General features: G+C 67.4%; 18 protein-coding genes. 10 read left to right on the top strand and 8 right to left on the bottom strand.

Going from position 1 to position 21,108, the window contains the following annotated elements; all coding sequences use genetic code 11:
* Positions 1 to 96 precede the first annotated feature (96 nt).
* A complete protein-coding gene (locus QP512_RS18190) occupies positions 97 to 2,637 on the top strand; it encodes a methyl-accepting chemotaxis protein (RefSeq protein WP_286070096.1) in 2,541 nt (846 codons plus the stop codon).
* 125 nt (positions 2,638 to 2,762) lie between these two features.
* Here the strand turns inward: QP512_RS18190 and QP512_RS18185 are convergent, their stop codons facing one another.
* The 5 genes from QP512_RS18185 to QP512_RS18165 form a co-directional block, all read right to left on the bottom strand.
* Entirely contained in the window at positions 2,763 to 5,285 is a 2,523-nt protein-coding gene (locus tag QP512_RS18185) for a sulfite reductase flavoprotein subunit alpha (protein ID WP_286070095.1), read from the bottom strand.
* Positions 5,286 to 5,418: 133 nt separating this feature from the next.
* The gene (locus tag QP512_RS18180) at positions 5,419 to 5,982 is read right to left on the bottom strand and encodes a TlpA disulfide reductase family protein (RefSeq protein ID WP_286070094.1); all 564 of its coding nucleotides are present in this window, start codon (positions 5,980 to 5,982) and stop codon (positions 5,419 to 5,421) included.
* Positions 5,979 to 8,351, bottom strand: a complete 2,373-nt coding sequence (locus QP512_RS18175) for a protein-disulfide reductase DsbD (RefSeq protein ID WP_286070093.1) — start codon at positions 8,349 to 8,351, stop codon at positions 5,979 to 5,981. Before QP512_RS18175 ends, QP512_RS18180 begins: the two co-directional genes overlap by 4 nt.
* Positions 8,348 to 8,686, bottom strand: a complete 339-nt coding sequence (gene cutA / locus QP512_RS18170) for a divalent-cation tolerance protein CutA (protein ID WP_286070092.1) — start codon at positions 8,684 to 8,686, stop codon at positions 8,348 to 8,350. Before cutA ends, QP512_RS18175 begins: the two co-directional genes overlap by 4 nt.
* Positions 8,687 to 8,754: 68 nt before the next feature.
* Complete coding sequence (locus tag QP512_RS18165; protein WP_286070090.1) at positions 8,755 to 10,545, bottom strand: endonuclease; 1,791 nt, start codon at positions 10,543 to 10,545, stop codon at positions 8,755 to 8,757.
* A gap of 350 nt (positions 10,546 to 10,895) precedes the next feature.
* Between QP512_RS18165 and QP512_RS18160 the strand changes: the two genes are divergently transcribed.
* Positions 10,896 to 11,183 carry a co-chaperone GroES gene (locus QP512_RS18160; RefSeq protein WP_006396661.1) on the top strand — a complete coding sequence of 96 codons (288 nt, stop codon included), beginning with the start codon at positions 10,896 to 10,898 and terminating at the stop codon, positions 11,181 to 11,183.
* Positions 11,184 to 11,264: 81 nt separating this feature from the next.
* Positions 11,265 to 12,914 carry a chaperonin GroEL gene (gene groL, locus QP512_RS18155; RefSeq protein WP_005411226.1) on the top strand — a complete coding sequence of 550 codons (1,650 nt, stop codon included), beginning with the start codon at positions 11,265 to 11,267 and terminating at the stop codon, positions 12,912 to 12,914.
* Between the two features lie 114 nt (positions 12,915 to 13,028).
* On the opposite strand, the gene QP512_RS18150 is transcribed toward groL, so the two are convergent.
* The 3 genes from QP512_RS18150 to QP512_RS18140 form a co-directional block, all read right to left on the bottom strand.
* A complete protein-coding gene (locus tag QP512_RS18150) occupies positions 13,029 to 13,295 on the bottom strand; it encodes a hypothetical protein (protein WP_286070087.1) in 267 nt (88 codons plus the stop codon).
* Positions 13,296 to 13,368: 73 nt separating this feature from the next.
* On the bottom strand, positions 13,369 to 14,523 hold the full coding sequence (locus QP512_RS18145) for a serine hydrolase domain-containing protein (RefSeq protein WP_286070086.1): 1,155 nt from the start codon (positions 14,521 to 14,523) through the stop codon (positions 13,369 to 13,371).
* 68 nt (positions 14,524 to 14,591) lie between these two features.
* Entirely contained in the window at positions 14,592 to 15,521 is a 930-nt protein-coding gene (locus QP512_RS18140; RefSeq protein ID WP_286070084.1) for an aspartyl protease family protein, read from the bottom strand.
* A gap of 105 nt (positions 15,522 to 15,626) precedes the next feature.
* Here QP512_RS18140 and QP512_RS18135 point away from each other — a divergent pair, with 105 nt between their 5' ends.
* The 7 genes from QP512_RS18135 to QP512_RS18105 all read left to right on the top strand — a co-directional run bounded on the left by QP512_RS18135 (position 15,627) and on the right by QP512_RS18105 (position 21,108).
* Positions 15,627 to 16,334 (top strand): response regulator transcription factor, encoded by a 708-nt coding sequence (locus tag QP512_RS18135; protein ID WP_049413046.1) that lies wholly within the window; start codon positions 15,627 to 15,629, stop codon positions 16,332 to 16,334.
* A gap of 32 nt (positions 16,335 to 16,366) precedes the next feature.
* Positions 16,367 to 17,665: an ATP-binding protein gene (locus QP512_RS18130; RefSeq protein ID WP_049413048.1), complete on the top strand. Its 1,299-nt coding sequence runs from the start codon at positions 16,367 to 16,369 to the stop codon at positions 17,663 to 17,665.
* 73 nt (positions 17,666 to 17,738) lie between these two features.
* Positions 17,739 to 18,239 carry a MarR family transcriptional regulator gene (locus QP512_RS18125; RefSeq protein ID WP_286070082.1) on the top strand — a complete coding sequence of 167 codons (501 nt, stop codon included), beginning with the start codon at positions 17,739 to 17,741 and terminating at the stop codon, positions 18,237 to 18,239.
* Positions 18,236 to 18,976 carry a DNA alkylation repair protein gene (locus QP512_RS18120; protein WP_286070081.1) on the top strand — a complete coding sequence of 247 codons (741 nt, stop codon included), beginning with the start codon at positions 18,236 to 18,238 and terminating at the stop codon, positions 18,974 to 18,976. Before QP512_RS18125 ends, QP512_RS18120 begins: the two co-directional genes overlap by 4 nt.
* A 54-nt stretch (positions 18,977 to 19,030) precedes the next feature.
* Positions 19,031 to 19,369 carry a DUF6616 family protein gene (locus tag QP512_RS18115; protein ID WP_286070079.1) on the top strand — a complete coding sequence of 113 codons (339 nt, stop codon included), beginning with the start codon at positions 19,031 to 19,033 and terminating at the stop codon, positions 19,367 to 19,369.
* A 112-nt stretch (positions 19,370 to 19,481) separates the two neighbouring features.
* Positions 19,482 to 19,739 carry a hypothetical protein gene (locus tag QP512_RS18110; RefSeq protein WP_286070078.1) on the top strand — a complete coding sequence of 86 codons (258 nt, stop codon included), beginning with the start codon at positions 19,482 to 19,484 and terminating at the stop codon, positions 19,737 to 19,739.
* 295 nt (positions 19,740 to 20,034) lie between these two features.
* The gene (locus QP512_RS18105; RefSeq protein WP_286070076.1) at positions 20,035 to 21,108 is read left to right on the top strand and encodes a 3-deoxy-7-phosphoheptulonate synthase; all 1,074 of its coding nucleotides are present in this window, start codon (positions 20,035 to 20,037) and stop codon (positions 21,106 to 21,108) included.

Raw genomic sequence — 21,108 nt, 5'->3', positions numbered from 1 at the left:
CGTGTCCGCCAGCGATCGGCGCGGTCGAACCAAAGAATTCCTAAAGTTGCTTCAGATCTGGCCGATACAGATGCGTCTTTCCGCCTGGAGTCTGTCATGTCGGCCGTTGTTTTCCACCTCCGGTCCCTGCGCACGCGCCTTGGCACGTGGCGCTCGGCGTCCCCCGACCTGCTGTTGTGGCTGCAGCCGCACCGCCTCAGCGTGGCCAACAAGCTGAAGGCGACCCTGTGGGTATGCGGCCTGGGGCTGGTCGCGATCGCCGCCGTCTACGCCTGGACCGGCCACGCCAGCGCACAGGCTGCACGCGACCAGGCCAGCTACCAGCACGGCAGTGATCTGGCCGCCAGCCTGGCCACACGGGTGGCCGAAGCGCGCCGCCTGCAGACCCAGTATGCACGCAGTTTCAATGATGCCGACCGCGACCAGCTGCTGGTGACCCAGAACGCCCTGCAGGCCGACCTGCGGGCGCTGCGCGCGATGCCGATGGATGCCAGCCGGCGCAAGGCCCTGCAGGCGCTGACCGAAGCCGCCGATGCGTTCTCGCAGGGTGTGGTGGCGCTGTTCGAACGTGTCGATGAAATGGGGCGCGGTGACGCTGGCCTTGCCGCGCAGCTGCAGCAGGCGGCCGATGCCCTGCAGACCCAGGTGGACGCCCAGCAGCGGCCGTCACTGGCGCTGTCCCTGCAGAAGATGCGCCGTCAGGAAGCGCTGTTGCTGCTCGATGGTGATTCCACACATGCCGATCGTGCGAGCGAAGAAAAACTGCCGTTTGATCTGGCGCTGGCGGGCCTGTCCACCGATGTGCAGGACACCCTGCGCAGCGGAATGGACAGCTACCAGATCGCATTGCTGGGCTATACCGCGGCCCGTGTAGGCCTGGACGTGGAGGCACAGTCACTGCTGGAAACCGCCGCTGGCGTGGCACCGGCACTGGCCGCATTCCAGCAGGCGCAGGTCGCGGCGCTGGCCAGTGCGCAGGCACGGCAGCAGACGGGCGCGCGCACCATGAGCGTGCTGTTCGCACTGACGCTGCTGCTGGTTGCCGGTGTATTGATCACCAGTCTGGTGCTGGTCCTGCGCGCGGTGCGCCAGCCGATCCAGGACACCCTGCGCTTCGCCAGCGACATCGCTGACGACCGCCTGGACACCACCTTGCGCGTTTACAACACCAACGACGAGATCGGCCAGCTGGCCCAGCGCCTGGTCGACATGCAGCAGCGCCTGCGCGCGCGCATCGAGACCGAGCGCGCGGTGGCGCGCGGCAACACCCGCGTGCGCCGGGCATTGGACAGCGCGCAGACCGGCCTGATGGTGATCGATGCGGAAGGACAGGTCGCCTACGCCAACCCGGCACTGCTGCAGCTGCTTGGACTGCGGTACGAGGATCTGGTGGGCAGCGACGCGGTACACCTGCATCCGGCCCTGGCCGGCCTGGCCGGTGTGCGCCAGCGCGAGGAGCGCGAGATCGGCCATGCCGGCGTGCGCTACCAGCTGATCGCCAACGCCATCATCGACGAAGCGCAGTTCCTTGGCGTGGCGGTGGAATGGCGCAGCCGTGCGCTGGAAACCCTGTTGGAAACCGAAGTGGCCGCGCTGGTCGATGCCGCCGCGCACGGTGACCTGCACGGCCGCATCGCGCTGGAGGGCAAGCAGGGCTTCGTACGCACCCTGTCGACCAGCATCAACCGCCTGCTGGCGACGTTTGAAACCAATCTCGGCGACCTGCAGGCGCTGCTGGCTGCGTTGGCCCGCGGTGACCTCAGCGTGCGCATGGAGGGTGAACTGCAGGGGGTGTTCGCACGCATGCGCGACGATGCCAACGCCACCGTCGCACAGCTCGGCCGCATCGTCACCCGCATCCAGCACGCCACGTCCAGCTTGGATACCGGCGTCGGCGAGATCGTCGCCGGCCATCACGACCTCTCGCAGCGTACCGAACAACAGGCGGCCAACCTGGAAGAGACGGCCGCATCGATGCATGAGCTGACCGACACCGTTGGCCGCAATGCGGATGCCGCAGGGCGTGCCGACGCGCTGGTCAAGGGTGCCGCAGCGGTGGCGCAGCGCGGCGGCGAGGCGGTTGGCCAGGTGGTCGCGACCATGCAGGGCATCAGCGAGGCCTCGCGACGGATCGGCGACATCACCCAGCTGATTGATGGCATCGCTTTCCAGACCAACATCCTTGCGCTCAACGCGGCCGTGGAGGCGGCACGCGCGGGCGAGCAGGGCCGCAGCTTTGCCGTGGTGGCGGCAGAAGTACGCCTGCTGGCCCAGCGCAGTGCCGAGGCGGCGAAGCAGATCAGGGGATTGATCGAGGATTCGGTGGCGCGGGTCGGCCAGGGTAACCGGCAGGCCGAGCAGGCGGGTACCACCATGGGCGAGATCGTTGGCAGCGTGCAGCAGCTGGCCGAGCTGCTGGCCGGTATCCGCAGTGCATCGCAGGACCAGCATGCTGGCATCGCGCAGGTGAACCAGACCATCGTGCAGATGGAAGCCAGTACCCAGCGCAACGCCAGCCTGGTGGAAGAGGCTGGTGCCTCGACCGCGCAGATGCAGGTGCAGGTGCATGCGCTGGCGGAAGCCGTTGGCGCGTTCCGGCTGCAGCCGGAACAGCGGGCGGCACGCGCAGCGGCCTAGGCGGTGCTGTTCTGTGGGCCGGCGGGGAATCAGCCGAGCGCAGGCTCGGCTCTACATCATCAGGCCCGGGAAACGCTGTAGAGCCGAGCCCATGCTCGGCTCACGCCAATGCGCGCTGGCAGGAATCAATACACGTCGCGGCGGTAGCGGCCGTTCTCCAGCAGTGTTTCCACTGCTTCATCGCCCAGCGCTTCGCGCAGCACCTGGTCCACGCCTTCGGCCATGCCCTGCAGCGAACCGCACACGTGGATGACGGCACCACACTGCATCCAGTCGCGCAGTGCATCGGCCGCCGCACGCAGGCGATCCTGTACATAGCCACCGTCGCCATCGCGCGAGAACGCCAGGTCCACCCGCGCAAGATGACCCTTGGCCTGCCAGGCCTCGATCTCGTCGGCGAACAGGAAATCGTGCGCACGCTGGCGTTCGCCGAACAGCAGCCAGTGTCCTTGCTCGCCGGCGTGTGCGGCTTCGCGCAGCAGGCCGCGCAGGCCGGCGATGCCGGTGCCATTGCCGATCAGCACCATCGGTGCACCCGCAACGCGGTGGAAGCCGGGATTGCGGTGCACGCGGGCGACGATGCTGGCACCGATCGGTGCATGCAGCGACAGCCAGCCCGAACCGAGCCCGGCGCGTCCCGTGTCGTCGTGCACCAGCCGCACCACCAGTTCCACCGCGCCATCCTCGGTGCACGAGGCGATGGAATATTCGCGTCCGGGCAGCATCGGCAGCCCTGCCAGCCACAGGCACGGATCCTGTACCGCCAGCGCAGCATCGGCATCGGGCAGTTCGCGTTCGCTGGCCAGGGCCAGCAGCGTGCGTGCTGCGCCGTCGGCCAGCAGTGGCTGCAGCGGGTCCAGTCCATGTGCCTTCAGCACCGCACTGGCGTGCCGCGCATCGTGGCGGGGCGCGATATGCAGGATGTCGCCCGCCTGCCACCGCACCTCCGCCGGCGCCGCAAGGCGGATGCGCCAGATCGCACCGCCGACGCTGCCCGGGTTGAGGTGGTCGCGGCCGAGCAGGCGCCACTCGTGCATCTGCGTGGCGGGCGGCAGCACGCTGTCATCGGTGGCGATGCCGGTCAAAGCGCCCAGCTGTTGCTGCCACTGGCGCAGCGCCGGTACCGCAGCGGCATCGACATCGATGCGCTCGAACAGTGCACGCGCACCGTTGCCCTGCAGCCAGCCATCGACCTGGCGGCCAAAACCGCAGTAGTGCGGGTACTGGCGGTCACCGAGGGCGAGCAGGCCGAACTGCAGGCCCGACAGATCGGGCGCTTGTGCCAGCAGCCGTCGCGCAGCGCCCCGCGCCGCATCCGGAGGTTCGCCATCGCCAAAGGTGCTCAGCACGAACAAAGCCTGCGTAGTGCGCGCGAGCTGCGTGGCATCGACCCGGGCCAATGGCAGTACCTGCACGGCATGGCCAGCGGCCTGCAGCTGCGCGGCCGCACGCCAGGCCAGCTGTTCGGCCAGCCCGCTCTGGCTGGCATGCACGAGCAGCCAAGGCGCGCGGCCATCATCGGCGGCGGCAGTCGGCAGCGACTGGCGCAGCCCGCGCGCAACGCGCTGGCTGCGGCGACGGTCCAGGTACAGCATCCAGCCAGTGATGAAGAACAGGCTCATGCCCAGGCTGCTGAGCATCACCACCACGCGGCCGGGTGTGCTGAAGTAGCTGCCCGAGTGCAATGCGAACACGCTGGTGGCCAGCTGTGCGCCGGCGCCCTGTCGCGCGTAGGGGCGTGAATCAAGGATCGCTCCGCTGGCCGGATCCAGCTGCAGCAGGTCGTGTGCACGGTCATGGTGGCCGCCACGCTGCGACGGATCACCGGCCATCACCCGCACGTTGAGCGCCTGGCCGGGCTTTTCCGGCAGGCGCAGGTCGATGAAGCCGGTACGCACGCCGGGCAGCGCGTACAAGGTGGTTTCGACGCGGCGCAGGTCCAGCGTCGCGTCGGTGGCCACCTTGTGCTTGGCCGCCGGCGCGACGCCCAGCAGGATGTTGGCGGCGCTGCGGTACCAGTCAAACGACCACCACAGGCCGGTCAGTGCGCTCATCAGGTAGATCAGCAGTACCCAGGTGCCGACCACCGAGTGCAGGCTCCACAGAAACCCGCGGCCGCTGCGTTTCCACTCCACCGCCAACCAGCTGCGCCAGTGCCACCAGCGCCGCGGCCAGCGCAGATACAGACCGGACAGGGTGAAGAACAGCAGGGCGATCGCACAGCTGCCGGTGATCCATTTGCCGCGCTCGCCTGCGGCGAGGTGGCGATGCAGGTCTTCGACGAAATCGAAGAAGGCCTGTCCGCGCAAGGCGCTGAAGCGCTCACCGCTGTAGGGGTCGAAATACACCCAGTGTTCTTTGCCGCCGACGAAACGTGCCACTGACGGTCGCTGTCCGGTGGCATCGATGCGCAGGCGTTGCAGGGGGCGCTCGCTGCCTGCCTGCAGCAGCGGCACCAGTTCCGTGAGCGCCAGCGGATGCTGGCCTTCGGAATGGTGTTCGGCAATTTCGGCGAAGCCGGGGTTGGCGGCACGCAGCAGCTCGTCCTCGAAGGACAGCACGGCGCCGCTGAGGCCCATCACGGCCAGGACAGCACCGGCAGTGATGCCCAGCAGCCAGTGCAGTTGGAACAGGACGTTCTTGAACATCGAAGGAGAGGGGCCCGGACGGCTGCCGCCCGCATCCTGCGCAACAGCAAATGAGAATTAGTCGCGGAATTGTCCGGGGCGCCCTGCCTGCGGTCAAGCAGGGGTATCGGCCGGGCGCCGCCCGGCCGAACCCTCACTTCACCCAGCGTTCGATCTCACCGTGGGCGAACGGCCCCAGCTTCGCCTTGACCATCCGCCCCTGTGCATCGAACAGCACGCTGTAGGGCAGCAGGCCCTGCGCGTTGCCCAGCTGCACGCTCGCGTCGCGCGGGCCCGGTGTCTCGATCACGATCGGGTAATCCACCGGCACCTGCTGCAGGAAACGGCGCACGTCCTCCGGGGTATCCAGCGCCAGGCCCAACACCTGCACACCGTCCTCGTCCTGGACATGTGCGAAACGCGCCAGTTCGGGCATTTCTTCCACGCAGGGTGCGCACCAGCTGGCCCAGACGTTGACCAGCAGCGGGCGGCCGGCGAAGCGCTGGCGCAGGTCCAGCGGTTGGCCCTCGAGGTCGGGCAGTGAAAGTGCCGGCAGCGGGTCACCCACCTGCAGGGCCGGCGCCGCGGGAGCCGCTGCGGACGCATCTGGCGAAGCAGCCGGTACAGCTGGCGCCGGTGCCAGCCGATGCCCAGCCCACAGGCCGAGGCCGGCGGCCAGCACCGCTGTCCACAGCAGCGCTGGCCGTTGCCACTTCATCGTGCGGTGCGCAACAGCGCTTCCTCCACCACCGCCTGGGTCAGCAGGGTCGGCAGCACGGTCGGCGGTGCGCCGGGGCCGTACACCACGTACAACGGCACACCCACCGCCTTGTGCTCTTCCAGGAAGGTGGTGATCTGCGGATCGACGTTGGTGTAGTCACCGCGCATGTACACCGCATTGGTGCGCTTGAGCAGGTCCTTGAACTCCGGGCGCGACAGCACGGCGCGCTCGTTGGCCTTGCAGCTCACGCACCAGTCGGCGGTCATGTTGACGAACACCACGCGGTTGTCGGCGCGCAGGCGGTCAAGCAGTTGCGGCGAGTACTCCACCACGTTGTCGCTGGCCGCCTGTGCGGCGCGTGCCGGCGGTGCCAGCTGGGTCACGCCCCAGGCAGGCACCAGCGCGCCGATCGCCAGCAGCACGCCGAGCAGGGTCACTGCACGGGAGCCGGTCCAGCGGTTGCGCTCGAACAGCCACAGGCCGAAGGCGAGCAGCAGCAGGCCACCCAGCACCAGCGCCATGCCATCCACGCCACGCTGCTTGCCCAGCACCCACAGCAGCCACAGCGCGGTGGCGTACATCGGGAAGGCCAGCACGTGCTTGAGCGTTTCCATCCACGGGCCCGGCTTGGGCAGGCGGCGCGCCAGCGCCGGCACGAAGCCGATCAGCAGGAACGGCAGCGCCAGGCCCAGGCCGAGGAACAGGAAGACGGTCATCGCCTTCAGCGGCGGGGCAATGAAGGCGTAGGCGATCGCGCCACCCATGAACGGGCCGACGCAGGCACTGCCGACCACGCAGGCCAGTGCACCGGTGAAGAAGTCACCGGCCGGGCCGCTGCGGCTGGCCAGCGACTGGCCAAGATTGCCGATGCCGCCGCCGAGGGTGAACACACCGGACAGGCTCAGGCCCACCGCGAACATGATGTAGGCCAGCGCAGCCACCACACCCGGATGCTGCAGCTGGAAGCCGATGCCGACGGCGTTGCCGATTGCGCGCAGGCCGACCATCAAGGCGCCGATCACCGCGAAGGCGACCAGCACGCCCAGCGTGTACCAGAGCGCGTGGCTGCGCGCGCGCTGCGGGCTCTCGCCGCTCTGCGCCAGGCTCAGCACCTTCAGCGACAGGATCGGCAGCACGCACGGCATCAGGTTCAATACCAGGCCACCGGCCAAGGCCAACAACAGCACCCACACGAACGAGCGGTCCGGGTTCGGCGTGGTTGCCGGCGGGCGCGTACGCAGTGCGTTGTCACCCTGCGCATCGGCGGCGAATTCATTACCGCTTCCGGCGCCTGCAACGGCCGGGGTGGTCGCATCCGTATTGGGCACCGTCGGCATCAGGCGCAGGGGGGCGCCGTTGGCGCCTTCGCGTGGCGCCGCAGCCAACGGGCTGATCACCTCGTTACGCGGCGGTGCCTGGTCGGCGCTGGCGCTGACCTTGCCGGCGGGGATCGACAGCTTCACCCGGCGGGTCATCGGCGGGTAGCAGATGCCATCGGTCTGGCAGCCCTGGAAGGTCACCAGCAGGGTGCCGTCAACCGCGTCGGCAGCGGAACGACGCAGCGGCAGTGGTACTTCCACCTGGTTGAAGTAGACCGAGACATCACCGAAGTGTTCATCACGATGCGACTGCGCAGCCGGCCAGCGCGGCGTGCCGGCCTGCACGCCGGTGCTGCCTTCCAGCTTCAGCGAGGTGCGGTCGCGATACAGGTAGTAGCCCGGCGCCGGGCTGAAGCGCAGCAGCAGGGTGTTGCCGTCGCTGGCGATGGCATCGAAGCCGAATGCCTGCTCGGACGGAAGCGGCAGCGCCTGGCTGTTGCTGGCGGCACCCGGCAGGCGCAGCCCGCCGCTGTTGCCGGCACCGGCCAGCGGGTTGTTGAACGGGCTGGTGGCGCCGGCACGCGTGGCCGGAGCCGCGGCCTGGGCACCGCCACCGGGCAGGGTGACCTGAACCACGCGCTTCTGCGGTGGATAGCAGACACCGGCATCGGCGCAGCCCTGGTAACGCACTTCCAGGCTGATGGTGCCGGCGGCGTCGGTCGGCGTGCCGGGCAGGGTGGCCTGCAGGCGTTCGCGATAGGTTTCGACTTCGCCGAAGAAATCATCGTGGTGCCTGTCACCCTTGGGCATCTGCAGCGCGCCGGCATTGAACGCCGGATCGGCCTTGACGCTGGTGCGGTGGCGATACAGGTAGTAGCCGGGTGCGATCGTGAACTGCAGTTGCACCTGGCCGCGCTCGGGGGCAGTGGCGGTCAGCGCGAACGCCTGGTCCACCGGCAGCAGGTCCTTCTCATCCAGCGCGGACGCTGGCAGCGAGAACCACAACAGAGCGCACAGGGCGGCGCCACGCGCAAACAGAGTCTTCAATCAGCTTCCTCCCGGGTCTGTGCCCGGATCCAATCCAGATACGCCGGCAGGCCGGCCCGGGTTTCGACCGCGATGCACTCCGGGAGTTCATACGGATGCAGTTCGACGATCCGGGCAATCGCGTCATCGACGCGGCTTGCGGTGGTCTTCACCAGCAGCTGCAGCTCGGCGTCGGTGGTCACCTCGCCCTGCCAGCGATAGGTCGACTGTGCGCCCTCCAGGCGGGTCACGCACGCGGCCAGGCGCTCGCCGACCAGTGCGTGCGCGATGCGCTCGGCACTGGCCCGGTCCGGGCAGGTGGTCAACAGCAGCAGGACGGGATCGACGGTCGACATGGCCGTCGAGTATAGGGCCGCCGCCGGGTCAGGACCCGGCGGCGGCAGTGGACCGCTGCGTTGCGCGGTCAGTTGGCCAGCTGGCAGGTCGCCGGCCTGGCCGAGGTGAACAGGCCCGGGGTCGCCCACTCGGGGTGGTCGATGAACGGATTGCGGTTGCCCTGGAAGCTGTAGATCACGTCATTGCGCGCACGTTCGGCGTCATCCGGCGGGTCGGACAGGTGCCAGTCGATCAGCGTGGACAGCAGGCCCATATAGGCCGGCGAGCTGCTGGTCTTGACGATCTTGCTGCGGTCGTCGGTCAGCTCCAGGTCCGGCTCGGACTGGCCGGTGGCCGCATCCTTGCCGCCTTCATAGCGGATGGCCATGTACATCACCGCACGCGCCATGTCGCCCTTGCGCTTGCCCCACACCTCGAACGTGCCGGTGTTGCCGTCCGGCGTGCGCACCCAGTTGGAATTGCCCGGATAGCCACCGCTGCCGCCGCCCTGGCCGGTGTTGGCTTCGGTGGCGCGCTCGCCGCAGCTGGCGTCGCACTTGGCGAACGGCTTGTTGCCACGGTCGGCATTCCACTGTGCATCGGTCAGGTACAGCATGTGGGTGTCGGTGTACGGCGCGTACGGCAGGCCCTTGTCGCCGGTGGTGCTGGCGAAGCCCAGCGAGTTCGGCCAGGTGTGTTCGCGGTTGTACTTCAGGCCACTGCCGCTGCCGGCGCGATCGGTGACCTTGGCATAGCTGCGGTTGCGATACGCGTCGAGGATGCGGTTCGGGTTGTTAGGGTCCTCGTCGGCAATCTCCAGGATGGTCCAGGTGCTGGTGCCCGAGCCGCTGTACGGATAGGCGGTGTGGCCCTTGATGGTGGCGTGCAGCGAGCAGCGCAGCTGGCTGGGGCTGGAGGTGTTCACCTTCGAGTAGTAGCCGGCCGGCACGCCCGGGTTGCCCGGGTCCGGATTGCCGCCGGTGCTGGCCACGGTGAAGGCGATGCGGCTGTCGGCGGCCGGATGCGCGCCCTGCAGGTCGGTGATGCGCGCGGCGCGGATGTCGAAGCGGCAGGCCTCACCGGCCACCAGCGCGGTGTTGGTGGACAGCTTCACGCTGCGCCCGCTGGCCGGGAAGGTCAGCGGCACGCTGCCGGAAGTGCCGCAGCTCAGCGCGAACGCGCCGCTGGCCAGGTTCACGGTTTCGCTGAACACCACTTCCAGATCGGCGGCGGCCGGGAAGGTGCTGCTGCCCTGCGCCGGGGTGGTGGTGGACACCGAAGGTGGCGTGTTCGGGCCCGGGGTGCCGCCGCCGATGAAGGTCTGGCCGTTGTTGCAGCTGCCGAAGGTCTGCCTGGCCGATTCGGCCCAGGTGAAGTGGGCGTACTGGCTGCCGCTGCCGGTCAGCTGCAACGAGGTACCTGGCGCCGTGCTGTTGGTCTCGGCCACCGGGATGTTCTGGCTGGTCATGCCGGCGGCAGGGCCACCGGAGGCGGTGATGGCGCCCTCGTAGCTGAGGAACTGGACCACCTTGCCGCTGGCATCGACCAGGGCGATGCCGTCGTTCGGACCGTTTTGGATGCCGTTGGTCGGGTAATTGACCACGGCGATGGTGGCGCTGCCGCAGCCGGCGGCGCTGCCGGCCGGAACCGGGTTGTTGGCGTAGACCGTGGCGGCCGACGGAGTGCTGCCGTTGTACAGGTACAGGCGGTAGCCGGACAGATCCTCACCGGCGGTGGCGACGACCTCGATCGCTTCGCCGACGTCACCGGCGGCGGTGCTGTCGTCGTAGTGCAGTTCGTTGATGAAGACCTCGGCCTGGGCCGGCGCGGCGGCCAGCGCCAGCAGGCAGGCGGCGGCAAGCGGGGACAGCAATCGCATCGACAACTCCTTGTGATTGGGAATGCGCGGCCGAGCCTAAGGCCGATCCGATGACACTTTGTCGTAAATGAACGTCAGATATCTGACAGTGGGACATCTATCACTAAATGGCCCCCCTTCCCCCTTGGCTTGCCGCACTGCATCCCTATACAGCCGTCCACCCAGGGAGGGAGGTTTCCTGGCCCGGAGAAAAATTTCGGGATCAGCCCTTGAAAGGCCTGTGGAGGTCTCCATCTCTGTCGTGCTCCCGACTTGTCGGGCTTTTTCACGCGCGTTGCTGGCACTCGCCTGGTGCGACTGCTAACATCGCCGGACTTTTTTAGACCAATCAATAACTTAAGAGGTCTCTCATGAGCATCAAGCCGCTGCACGACCGCGTTGTGGTCAAGCCGATCGAAGCCGACGAAATCTCCGCCGGTGGCATCGTCATTCCGGATTCGGCCAAGGAAAAGTCCACCAAGGGTGAAGTCGTGGCCGTCGGCCCGGGCAAGCCGCTGGACAACGGCAGCGTGCGCGCTCCGTCGCTGAAGGTTGGCGACAAGGTCATCTACGGCCAGTACGCCGGCAGCTCGTACAAGAGCGAAGGCGTCGAGTACAAGGTCCTGCGCGAAGACGACGTGCTCGCCGTCATCGGCTGAGCCTCGGCGCGACCTGCTTTTCTGTAAGACATCCCTTTTCGTCGCCGGGCCCGGCCCGGCGCAAACATCGAGGTAATCGCAATGGCTGCCAAGGATATTCGTTTCGGTGAAGACGCCCGTTCGCGCATGGTGCGCGGCGTCAACGTTCTCGCCAATGCCGTCAAGGCCACCCTGGGCCCGAAGGGCCGCAACGTCGTGCTGGAAAAGAGCTTCGGCGCGCCGACCATCACCAAGGACGGCGTCTCCGTCGCCAAGGAAATCGAACTGGCTGACAAGTTCGAGAACATGGGTGCGCAGATGGTGAAGGAAGTTGCTTCCCGCACCAACGACGACGCGGGCGACGGCACCACCACCGCCACCGTGCTGGCCCAGGCCCTGATCCGCGAAGGCGCCAAGGCTGTGGCCGCCGGCATGAACCCGATGGACCTCAAGCGCGGTATCGACAAGGCCGTTTCGGCCGCCGTGGCCGAGCTGAAGAACATCTCCAAGCCGACCGCCGACGACAAGGCGATCGCCCAGGTCGGTACCATCTCGGCCAACTCGGACGAGTCGATCGGCCAGATCATCGCTGACGCGATGAAGGAAGTCGGCAAGGAAGGCGTCATCACCGTTGAAGAAGGCTCGGGCCTGGACAACGAGCTGGACGTGGTCAAGGGCATGCAGTTCGACCGCGGCTACCTGTCGCCTTACTTCATCAACAACCAGCAGTCGCAGACCGCTGACCTGGATGACCCGTTCATCCTGCTGCACGACAAGAAGATCTCCAACGTCCGCGACCTGCTGCCGGTGCTGGAAGGCGTCGCCAAGGCCGGCAAGCCGCTGCTGATCGTGGCCGAGGAAGTTGAAGGCGAAGCGCTGGCCACCCTGGTCGTCAACACCATCCGTGGCATCGTCAAGGTCGTGGCCGTCAAGGCGCCGGGCTTCGGCGACCGTCGCAAGGCGATGCTGGAAGACATGGCCGTGCTGACCGGCGGCACCGTGATCTCCGAAGAAGTCGGCCTGTCGCTCGAGAAGGCCACCATCAAGGACCTGGGCCGCGCCAAGAAGGTGCAGGTCTCCAAGGAGAACACCACCATCATCGACGGCGTCGGCGACAAGGCCAACGTTGATGCACGCGTGGCGCAGATCAAGACCCAGATCCAGGACACCTCCTCGGATTACGACCGCGAGAAGCTGCAGGAACGCGTGGCCAAGCTGGCCGGCGGTGTTGCCGTGATCAAGGTCGGCGCCTCGACCGAAATCGAAATGAAGGAAAAGAAGGATCGCGTCGACGACGCCCTGCACGCCACCCGTGCGGCCGTTGAAGAAGGCGTGGTTCCGGGCGGCGGCGTTGCGCTGGTCCGCGCGATCACCGCGCTGGCCGGCCTGAAGGGCGCCAACGAAGACCAGAACCACGGCATCCAGATCGCCCTGCGTGCGATGGAAGCCCCGCTGCGCGAGATCGTTGCCAACGCCGGTGACGAGCCGTCGGTCATCATCAACAAGGTCAAGGAAGGCACCGGCAGCTTCGGCTACAACGCCGCCACCGGCGAGTTCGGCGACATGCTGCAGTTCGGCATCCTGGACCCGACCAAGGTGACCCGTTCGGCGCTGCAGAACGCAGCCTCGATCGCTGGCCTGATGATCACGACCGAAGCCATGGTTGCCGAAGCTCCGAAGAAGGACGAGCCGGCCATGGGCGGCGCCGGTGGCATGGGCGGCATGGGTGGCATGGGCGGCATGGACTTCTAAGTCCCCGCGTTACCGATGCAATGAAAAACCCCGCCGGAAGGCGGGGTTTTTTTGGGGCCGGTCGGAATCGAAGCAGATCCACGCCATGCGTGGATACCGCTCCCAGGCGGGTATCTACGCGCGGTCCTCGCGCCGCTGCAGCCAGAGGTGGGCCGCCAGCAGGGCCAGCGCGCCACCCGCGATCATGCCCTGTACCCACGGCAGCTCCGTGATCGGCGCAAGCAGCAGGCCCGCCGCCATGCCGATCAGGCTGGCGCCGGCGCCCACCCGCTGCCGCCGCTGCCGATGTGCAGCCTGGCGATGGCGTGCGGCGATGCGCAGGCGCCGTGCATCCGGCTGCAACACCGCTTCGGCAATGGCATCGATCTCTGGGCGATTCATCCTGTCTCCTGCATTGCGTCCGTGTCTGCATGCTGCACGACTGCGGGACCTGTGTGCAATGGCAACGCTTCGATCATCTGACGAACGCCTTCGCCGCGCCGTACTCCCACTGCCACGGCACGCCGGTGTCGCCCAGCACAAACGCTACCAGGGCCGGGAAGGCCGCCTCTGCCCGCACATCGTTGCCCAGGATCACCACGCAGCGCTGGTGCTGCTCCACGCATACCAGCGTGTTGCCCACTGCATCGTCGTGGCCGCCCTTGTAGAAGCCTGCGCCCTGCGGGCCGAGAAACGTCACCACGCCCAGACCTGCCGCCAGGTCCTTGCGTTGCTGCGCCTTCGGCAACTCCGGTTGCAGGGTGGGGAACTGGCTGGCCGTGGTGATCGGCAGCTGCGGCCGCACCAGCTCCCTGCGCATCGGTGCGGATAGCCCGTCGCCACGCACGTAACCGGCGGCGAAGCGGGCCATGTCGGCAATGGTGGTATCCATGGACCCTGCCGCACGTACGCGGCTGCGCTCATCATGCGGTTCGGGCACACCTTCCACCGTCCAGCCATCGGCCAGGTTGGCGGCGAAATCCTCGCGCCACATCATGCTGGTGCGGGTCATGCCGAAGCGGTCGAACACCCGCTGCTGCATCAACGCGCCCACATCCTCGCCCAGCCGCCCGCGTTCGATCACGAACTGCAGCAGGATCAGTCCCTCTCCGGAATACCCATATCGACTACCCGGATCAAAGTGGAACTTCAGGCGCCCATCGGGCTCCAGGAAGCCGAAGTTGGCAAAGCCACTGGAATGGTTGAGCAGCAGGCGCGGGGTGAGCTGGCGCCAGCGCGCATCGTCGGCCAGCACACGGTAGTCGGCGTACTTCTTCGGCTCCGGCGGATATTCCGGCAGGGGCGTGTCCAGCGCCGCAGCAATGCTGGCATCCAGCTCGATCCTCCGGTCCTGCGCCAACTGTGCGACCAGATGGGCGAACGCCATCTTGGTCAGCGACGCGGCGTACATCACGGTATCGGTGCGCAGCGGTTCGCCTGCGGCATTTCGCTCGCCGTAGGCGGCCACATGCACCACCTTGCCGCCATCTATCACCGCCAGCGCCATGCCGCGCGCGTGGGCGGCATGCATCAAGCGCTGGGCTTCGGCGTCGATGTGGGCCGGGGTGGGTAACGGGGGCGGCGCGGCCAGCGGGAACAGCGTCAGCAACAACAGGGCAGCACGGTGCAAGCGTGAACCTCCTGGTGGGACGTGGCGCGATGCTACGCCGGCCCGCCGCACACGTCATGGCCCCAGGATCACGTGGCCGCTTGGCGGCGCAGGCAGATCCGCGCGGCACCCGTGCTGATGTCGACCTGGCCGCCACGCATGGCATCGGCGCCAAGGATCAGAGCCGGGCGGGTGTCCAGGCCAATAGCCTTGAACACGGGCAGCTCGCTGATCCTGACCTCCATGGCCGGTTGCCGCCAGGCGGTGCCGCGCATGCCGGGCAGCGTGTACAGCCAGGTCGGGTGCGGCTTGCCGCCGAGGCCTTCGGTGCCCTTGCTTCGCTTGCGCAGGCGGGGATCGCTTCCATCAGTACGCAACCCGAGCGCGTGCGCGGCGGCATTGTTGAGTACGGTCTGCGCCGCGCCGGTATCGACCACGGCAACAGCGGCGACGTTCGTTCCGTCCAAGGTGAGGGTGATGAATCCAAAATCGCGCAGGCCTTCAGTGCGGTCCTGCAGCGCGTTGGCCTGGCAGCTGTCATCGTCGAAGCGGAGAGTGCCGGTCCTCGACAGCGATAGCTCACCTCGAGCGAAGTCCCAGCGGGTGTCCCAGCGCGCGGTCAGGTCGTTGCCGACGAGGCCGTCGATGGCGGGGTCGTCGCCCCCGGACAGTGACCCCAGATCAGCCTGCAGTGCGCTGGCCCGCAGCTGCCAGCTACCCAGCTGCCAGGTGGTAGTGCGCGTGCGCCTCAGCTGTGCCCCCGAGGCACTGGCGCCTTGGGCAGTGGAAACGTCGGCCTTTCCATCGACCAGGCCGTAGCGGCGTGCCACACGCCCATCGATGAGCGTGGCCCCGGCTGCACTGTCGACCACGAAGCGCAGCGGCTCGGCTTGACCATCCAGCGAGAGCGCTACCGTCGGGTGGCCGCCCTGCATCCACATCGGCAGCACATGTTCGGGGGTGTCGGCGGCCAGCGTGGGGAAGGCGGCAGCAAACAGGGGCAGCAAGGTGAGGCGCACAGGAAACTCCAGAGTGAATGCGGAGGTCCATTGGCGCGCAGCGGCGTATCACCGGAACATCGGTGTTGATACCGTCCTGATACACGCCTGCACGATACTGGCCGCATGAACACTCCCGCCCGGGTCATCGTTGTCGATGACGATGCCAGCATCCGTGATGCCATTGCCGACTGCCTGCTGCTGCATGGCTACCACGTGCGAGTGGCTGCCGACGCGGCGGCGCTGGATGTGCTGCTGCAAGTCGAACGTCCGGACCTGATCGTGCTCGACTGGATGATGCCCGGCGAGGACGGCCTGTCGGTGTGCCGCCGGCTGCAGGCGCGGGCCATCCCCATCCTGATGCTGTCGGCGATGGGAACAGCACCGGACCGGGTGATCGGTCTGGAAATGGGAGCCGATGACTATCTGGCCAAGCCCTTCGACCCACGCGAACTGCTGGCGCGGGTCCGCGCCCTGCTACGCCGCCAGGACAAGCTGCGTACCCAGGTGGCCAGCGAGCTGCGCTTTTCCGGCTGGCGATTGCTGCCCGATCAGCGCCGCCTGCTTGCACCCGATGGCAGCGAACTGGCGCTCAGCCGCGGCGAGTTCGCTCTGCTGCTGGCGCTGGCCGAGCGCGCCGGGCGCGTGTTGGGGCGCGAGCAGCTGATGTCCCTGACCCGCGGTGAGGACAGCGAGAGCGTCGACCGTGCCGTTGATCTGGCGATCAGTCGCCTTCGACGCAAGCTGGGCCACGCCGCACCGGGTGCCGAGGCACTGGTACAGACGCTGCGCGGCGAAGGCTATCGCTTCGACGCTGAGGTGCAGGTGCTGTGAGGGCGCGCTGGTCCACCGCGCGCTGGATCGCGATGCTGGCGCTGGCAAGCCTGGTGCTGGCCACCTTGGTCAGTGTGGCGGTGGTCGGCTGGATGCCGCGGCCGCCACCGCCGCCGATGCGCCTGGACCAAGCCATTCAGGTATTGCGCGGTGAACGGTCGGCCGCGGCGCTGGGCCTGCATCTCGAAACCCGCGCGTCTGCGCCGGAGGGCACCAGCAATGACTGGCTCACCCACCTGGTTGCCGCGCAGCTGCGCCAGCCGCTGGAGCATGTGAAGCTGGTCTGGGGCAGGCGGAGCAAGGCGCCGGAGGTGCAGGTCATCGAAGGCGGGGCCGTGCTTGACGCCAAAGCGCGCGCGGACGCGTTGCAGGCACAGGTCGCGGTGCTGACCGCAATGCAGTGGACGCCGTTCGAACTGGCCGTGCGCCAGGCAGATGGTCGGTGGCAGGTGGTGGGCAGCGACCACAGCGATCTGGCGGCATGGCGCCGGCAGGTCGTGCTGGCGCTGGTGGCAGGAACCGTGCTGCTGGCACCACTGGCGGCATGGGCGTCAATCCGCCTCGGCCGGCCCCTGCGGCGGCTGGCCGAGGCCAGCGCCAACGTGGACCTGCAGGCCAGTACACCGCTTCCGGACGATGGTCCGTGCGAGGTGCAGGTTCTGGCCCGCGCGATCAGTGCCGGGCGCGAGCGGCTGCACGAACAGGCGCAGGAGATGACCCGCATGCTGGCCGCCGTCGCGCATGACCTGCGCACACCGTTGACCGGCCTGCGCCTGCGTGCGGAGTTCGCGCCACCGCAACAGGCGGCGCGGATGGTGGCCGACATCGAGCGCATGGACGCGATGATCGAGCAGGTTCTCGACTACGCGCGTGGTGAGCTGCAGCCCTTGCAGATGCATCCGCTGGATCTGGCCGTGTTGCTGGAGGAGTGCGTGCAGAGCGCACTGCTGCGGGGCATCGACATCTCCTTCGACGGGCCGGATACGTTGCGGTGGCAGGGGGATGCGCTACTGCTGCGACGGGCGATCGACAATCTCATCGACAACGCCGATCGCTACGCGGGGGCGGTACAACTGCGGGCAGCCGTGTGCGGCAACGTGGCGCACCTTGACGTGATGGATCGCGGTCCAGGCATCGATGAGGCCGACCGCACCCGCCTGCTGCAGCCCTTCCAGCGCAGCGAGAGCTCACGCAGCCGCGCCACGGGTGGGGCCGGGCTGGGCTTGGCGGTCGCCGCCAACGTGGCGCGGCGGCATGCGGGCGAACTGCAGCTGCTGCACCGGGAGGGTGGTGGACTGATCGCGCGCCTGCTGCTGGGAAGCGCTTGCTGAAACGCCTTCCCGGCTTGCCTGGATCAGATGTCCCGATTTATGATTAGGCGCCTAATCATACGTTGTTCATAGGATGATCGAACCCAAGCACCATGCCCTGATGGATGAGGCGCAGCGACGCGGGCAAGCCAACATCGCGCAGCTGCGACTGTGCTTCCAGCTGCTTTCCCTGTCCACGGCCATCGACCGCGACTGCGCCACCCGTCTCGCACCGCACGGGCTCAGTGAAGCCCGCTTCATCGTGCTGTTCCTGCTGCATGGTGCCGGCGGCACGTTGCCCCCGCACGAACTGGCCGAGCGCGCCGGCGTGACCCGCGCCACCATCAGCGGCCTGCTCGATGGCCTGCAACGCGAAGCCCTGCTGCAGCGGCGCAGCGATGCCGAAGATGGCCGTCGCCTCCAGATCGTGTTGACTACGCAGGGAACGCGCCTGGCTGGGACGTTGTTCGAGCAGCACACGCAATGGATCGGTGGCCTGTTCAATGGGTTGGATACGGATGAACAGCAACAGCTGTCGCAGTTGCTGCACAAGGTCTGGCAGCACACCGATGCTGGACGAGAACGTGCAGCATGAGCCCGGCGATCGCGGCGCAACGGCTGCATGCACTCAACACCGGCCATGCCCCCACCACCCATCTGGCCGAATGCCTGGCAGTGGATTTCGCCGCGCTGCTGCAGGTGGTGGCGCCTGCGCTTGCACCGGAAGCGCTGCAACGCATGCAGGATGCCTCAGGCAGGGGCATCACACTGCGCATGGCCTTGGCTGCGCAACTGCTGCGTGAGGCGGGGCACGGTGATCCCGTGCAATGGCAGGACCATGTGTCCGACACCGTGCGCGGCTGGGCCTGCTATCTGATCGGCAGCGATGTCCGCGCGACGTTGGCAGAGAAGCTGCAGCAGATGCGCGCGCTGGCCGATGATCCACACTTCGGTGTGCGCGAATGGGCGTGGCTGGCGCTACGCATGAACATCGTTGCCGCGCCGATGCAGGCGCTTGAGTACCTGCAATCGTGGACACAGGAAGTATCGCCGCACCTGCGACGCTTCGCCTGCGAAGCGCTGCGTCCACGCGGTGTATGGGCCACGCATATCGCACTCTTCAAGCAGCACCCGGAGCATGCATCCGCGCTGCTGGAAGCACTGGCTGACGACCCGGAACGCTATGTGCAGGATTCGGTCGGCAACTGGCTCAATGATGCCGGCAAGACGCAGCCGCAGTGGCTGCGTGAGCTGTGCACGCGTTGGCAGCACGAGCGCCACAGCGGCGCCAACGCCTACATCCGCCAACGTGCACTGCGCTCGCTGCGGTAGTGCAGGTTGCCGGCCGCCTCCGCCCAACTTCGTAAACCTCAAGGAAGAACCACCATGTCGCACACCTTCATCGAGCTCTATACCGCCACGCCTGCCTGGACCACACTCCCGCCCGAGCAGCGGAGCGCTTTCTTCGCCCGCATCGGAGCCGGCATGCAGCAGTTCGATCCAGTCCGCATCACTCCGCTGGCGATGGGCCGCATTGCCGCGGGCGTGCCGCACAGCAGCGATGCGCAGTTCTATGCGGTCTGGCGCTGCGCGGGCCGCGAGGAGGTCGATGCGCTGGTGGCTGGCATTGCCGCTACCGGCTGGCATGAGTACTTCACCACCACCCATGCGGCAGGCGCGATGGACAGCATGGCCCAGCACCTGGCCGACCTGGCCGCCTTGTAGCAGGATGGCAGATGCCGGTGGATGCCGGTCCTCGGCATGGGGGGGCACATGCGCCTGTCACCCGGACGCGGTAAACAGTGCATTCCCCCTGTCATCCGCGCGGAAGTCGATCATGCAGAGCACGCTCCAGATAACGCTGTACGGCCCGCTTGGCGACACCCCGGCACTGCAGCTGCCGGAGGCGGAAGGGCCGTCGGTGGCCATCCCTGAGCCCGTCCTGCGGCGGCTGGTGTCCGACCTCTACACCGCCCGGTCCCTGCTCAACCCGGAACAGCTGGAGGAAGCGCGGCAGGAACTGGGCCGCGTGCTGGAGCGTTGGGCTGACATCCATGAAGGCCTGCTGCTGGACGTGGAAGTGCATGGCAAATGAGCGACTTCGCGTGCCAGCTGCCGCAGGGATGGGCCGGGCGGGCCCCACGCTGCACCGCGTGCCCAGTTGCGGATGAAACATTTTGCACTGCGCAAAAGCTGTGCTATCAATACATCCCATGAACGCAGCCCCCACCAGCTTTTACTGGTATTACTTTCCGAAGCCACTGGCGGAGGAAGGACTGCGCTCACCCTGAAGAAAGCTTCAGACGCATTCCCGAAAGCCGCCAGCGAACCTGGCGGCTTTTTTCATGTCGCCACGCTGGGGACCCCCAACGTTCCGGAGATCTCCCCCAATGCCCCCGCACACCGACGACCTGCGTATCCGCACCATCGAACCCCTGACACCGCCGGCCCAGCTGCTGGCGATGCTGCCCTGTGACGATGAAGCCTCCGACACCGTCAGCGCCTCGCGCGCGGCTCTGCACCAGATCCTGCATGGCCGTGATGACCGCCTGGCCGTGGTGGTGGGCCCGTGCTCGATCCACGACCCGAACGCCGCCATCGAGTACGCACAGCGCCTGAAGCCGCTGCGCGATGCGCTGGCCGGCGAACTGGAAATCGTCATGCGCGTGTACTTCGAGAAGCCGCGCACCACGGTGGGCTGGAAGGGCCTGATCAACGATCCGGACCTGGATGGCAGCTTCAGGATCGACAAGGGCCTGCGCATCGCCCGTGGCCTGCTGCGCGACATCAACAAGCTCGGCCTGCCCGCCGGTGTCGAGTTCCTTGACGTGATCTCGCCGCAGTACATCGCCGATCTGGTGGCATGGGGTGCCATTGGTGCGCGCACTACTGAAAGCCAGGTGCATCGCGAACTGGCGTCGGGGCTGTCGTGCCCGGTCGGCTTCAAGAATGGCACCGACGGCAACGTGAAGATCTCCGCCGACGCGGTGGGTGCCGCTTCGAATCCGCATCATTTCCTGTCGGTGACTAAGCAGGGTGGCACCGCCATCGTTTCGACCACCGGCAACCCGGATTGCCATGTGATCCTGCGTGGCGGCAAGCAGCCGAACTACGACGCGGGCAGTGTGGCCGAGGCCTGCCAGGCACTGGCCAAGGCCAGGTTGCCGACGCGCCTGATGATCGACGCCAGCCACGCCAACAGCCTGAAGAACCCCGAGAACCAGCCGAAGGTGATCGAGGACATCGCCGTTCAGTTGGAAGACGGGGAACAGCGCATCGTGGGTGTGATGATCGAGAGCCATCTGGTGGGTGGCCGCCAGGAACTGGTGGAAGGCCAGCCGCTGGTCTACGGGCAGAGCATCACCGATGGCTGCATCGACTGGGACACCACCGTGACGGTGCTGGAGCGACTGGCTGCGGCCGTGCGCGCCCGTCGCGAAGTGAAGGTGTCCGAAGCGGCCTGA

Source organism: Stenotrophomonas sp. 57, assembly GCF_030291075.1.
GTDB lineage: Bacteria > Pseudomonadota > Gammaproteobacteria > Xanthomonadales > Xanthomonadaceae > Stenotrophomonas.
The sequence above is the reverse complement of the archived record's forward strand: the minus strand, read 5'-3'. Positions and strand labels throughout refer to the sequence as shown.

Bases quoted from the DNA above. Each gene is read 5' to 3' on its own strand.
- QP512_RS18190 (WP_286070096.1), top strand. From the start codon at position 97: ATGTCGGCCGTTGTTTTCCACCTCCGGTCCCTGCGCACGCGCCTTGGC.
- QP512_RS18185 (WP_286070095.1), bottom strand. From the start codon at position 5,285: ATGTTCAAGAACGTCCTGTTCCAACTGCACTGGCTGCTGGGCATCACT.
- QP512_RS18180 (WP_286070094.1), bottom strand. From the start codon at position 5,982: ATGAAGTGGCAACGGCCAGCGCTGCTGTGGACAGCGGTGCTGGCCGCC.
- cutA (WP_286070092.1), bottom strand. From the start codon at position 8,686: ATGTCGACCGTCGATCCCGTCCTGCTGCTGTTGACCACCTGCCCGGAC.
- QP512_RS18165 (WP_286070090.1), bottom strand. From the start codon at position 10,545: ATGCGATTGCTGTCCCCGCTTGCCGCCGCCTGCCTGCTGGCGCTGGCC.
- QP512_RS18160 (WP_006396661.1), top strand. From the start codon at position 10,896: ATGAGCATCAAGCCGCTGCACGACCGCGTTGTGGTCAAGCCGATCGAA.
- groL (WP_005411226.1), top strand. From the start codon at position 11,265: ATGGCTGCCAAGGATATTCGTTTCGGTGAAGACGCCCGTTCGCGCATG.
- QP512_RS18150 (WP_286070087.1), bottom strand. From the start codon at position 13,295: ATGAATCGCCCAGAGATCGATGCCATTGCCGAAGCGGTGTTGCAGCCG.
- QP512_RS18135 (WP_049413046.1), top strand. From the start codon at position 15,627: ATGAACACTCCCGCCCGGGTCATCGTTGTCGATGACGATGCCAGCATC.
- QP512_RS18130 (WP_049413048.1), top strand. From the start codon at position 16,367: ATGCTGGCGCTGGCAAGCCTGGTGCTGGCCACCTTGGTCAGTGTGGCG.
- QP512_RS18125 (WP_286070082.1), top strand. From the start codon at position 17,739: ATGATCGAACCCAAGCACCATGCCCTGATGGATGAGGCGCAGCGACGC.
- QP512_RS18120 (WP_286070081.1), top strand. From the start codon at position 18,236: ATGAGCCCGGCGATCGCGGCGCAACGGCTGCATGCACTCAACACCGGC.
- QP512_RS18115 (WP_286070079.1), top strand. From the start codon at position 19,031: ATGTCGCACACCTTCATCGAGCTCTATACCGCCACGCCTGCCTGGACC.
- QP512_RS18110 (WP_286070078.1), top strand. From the start codon at position 19,482: ATGCAGAGCACGCTCCAGATAACGCTGTACGGCCCGCTTGGCGACACC.
- QP512_RS18105 (WP_286070076.1), top strand. From the start codon at position 20,035: ATGCCCCCGCACACCGACGACCTGCGTATCCGCACCATCGAACCCCTG.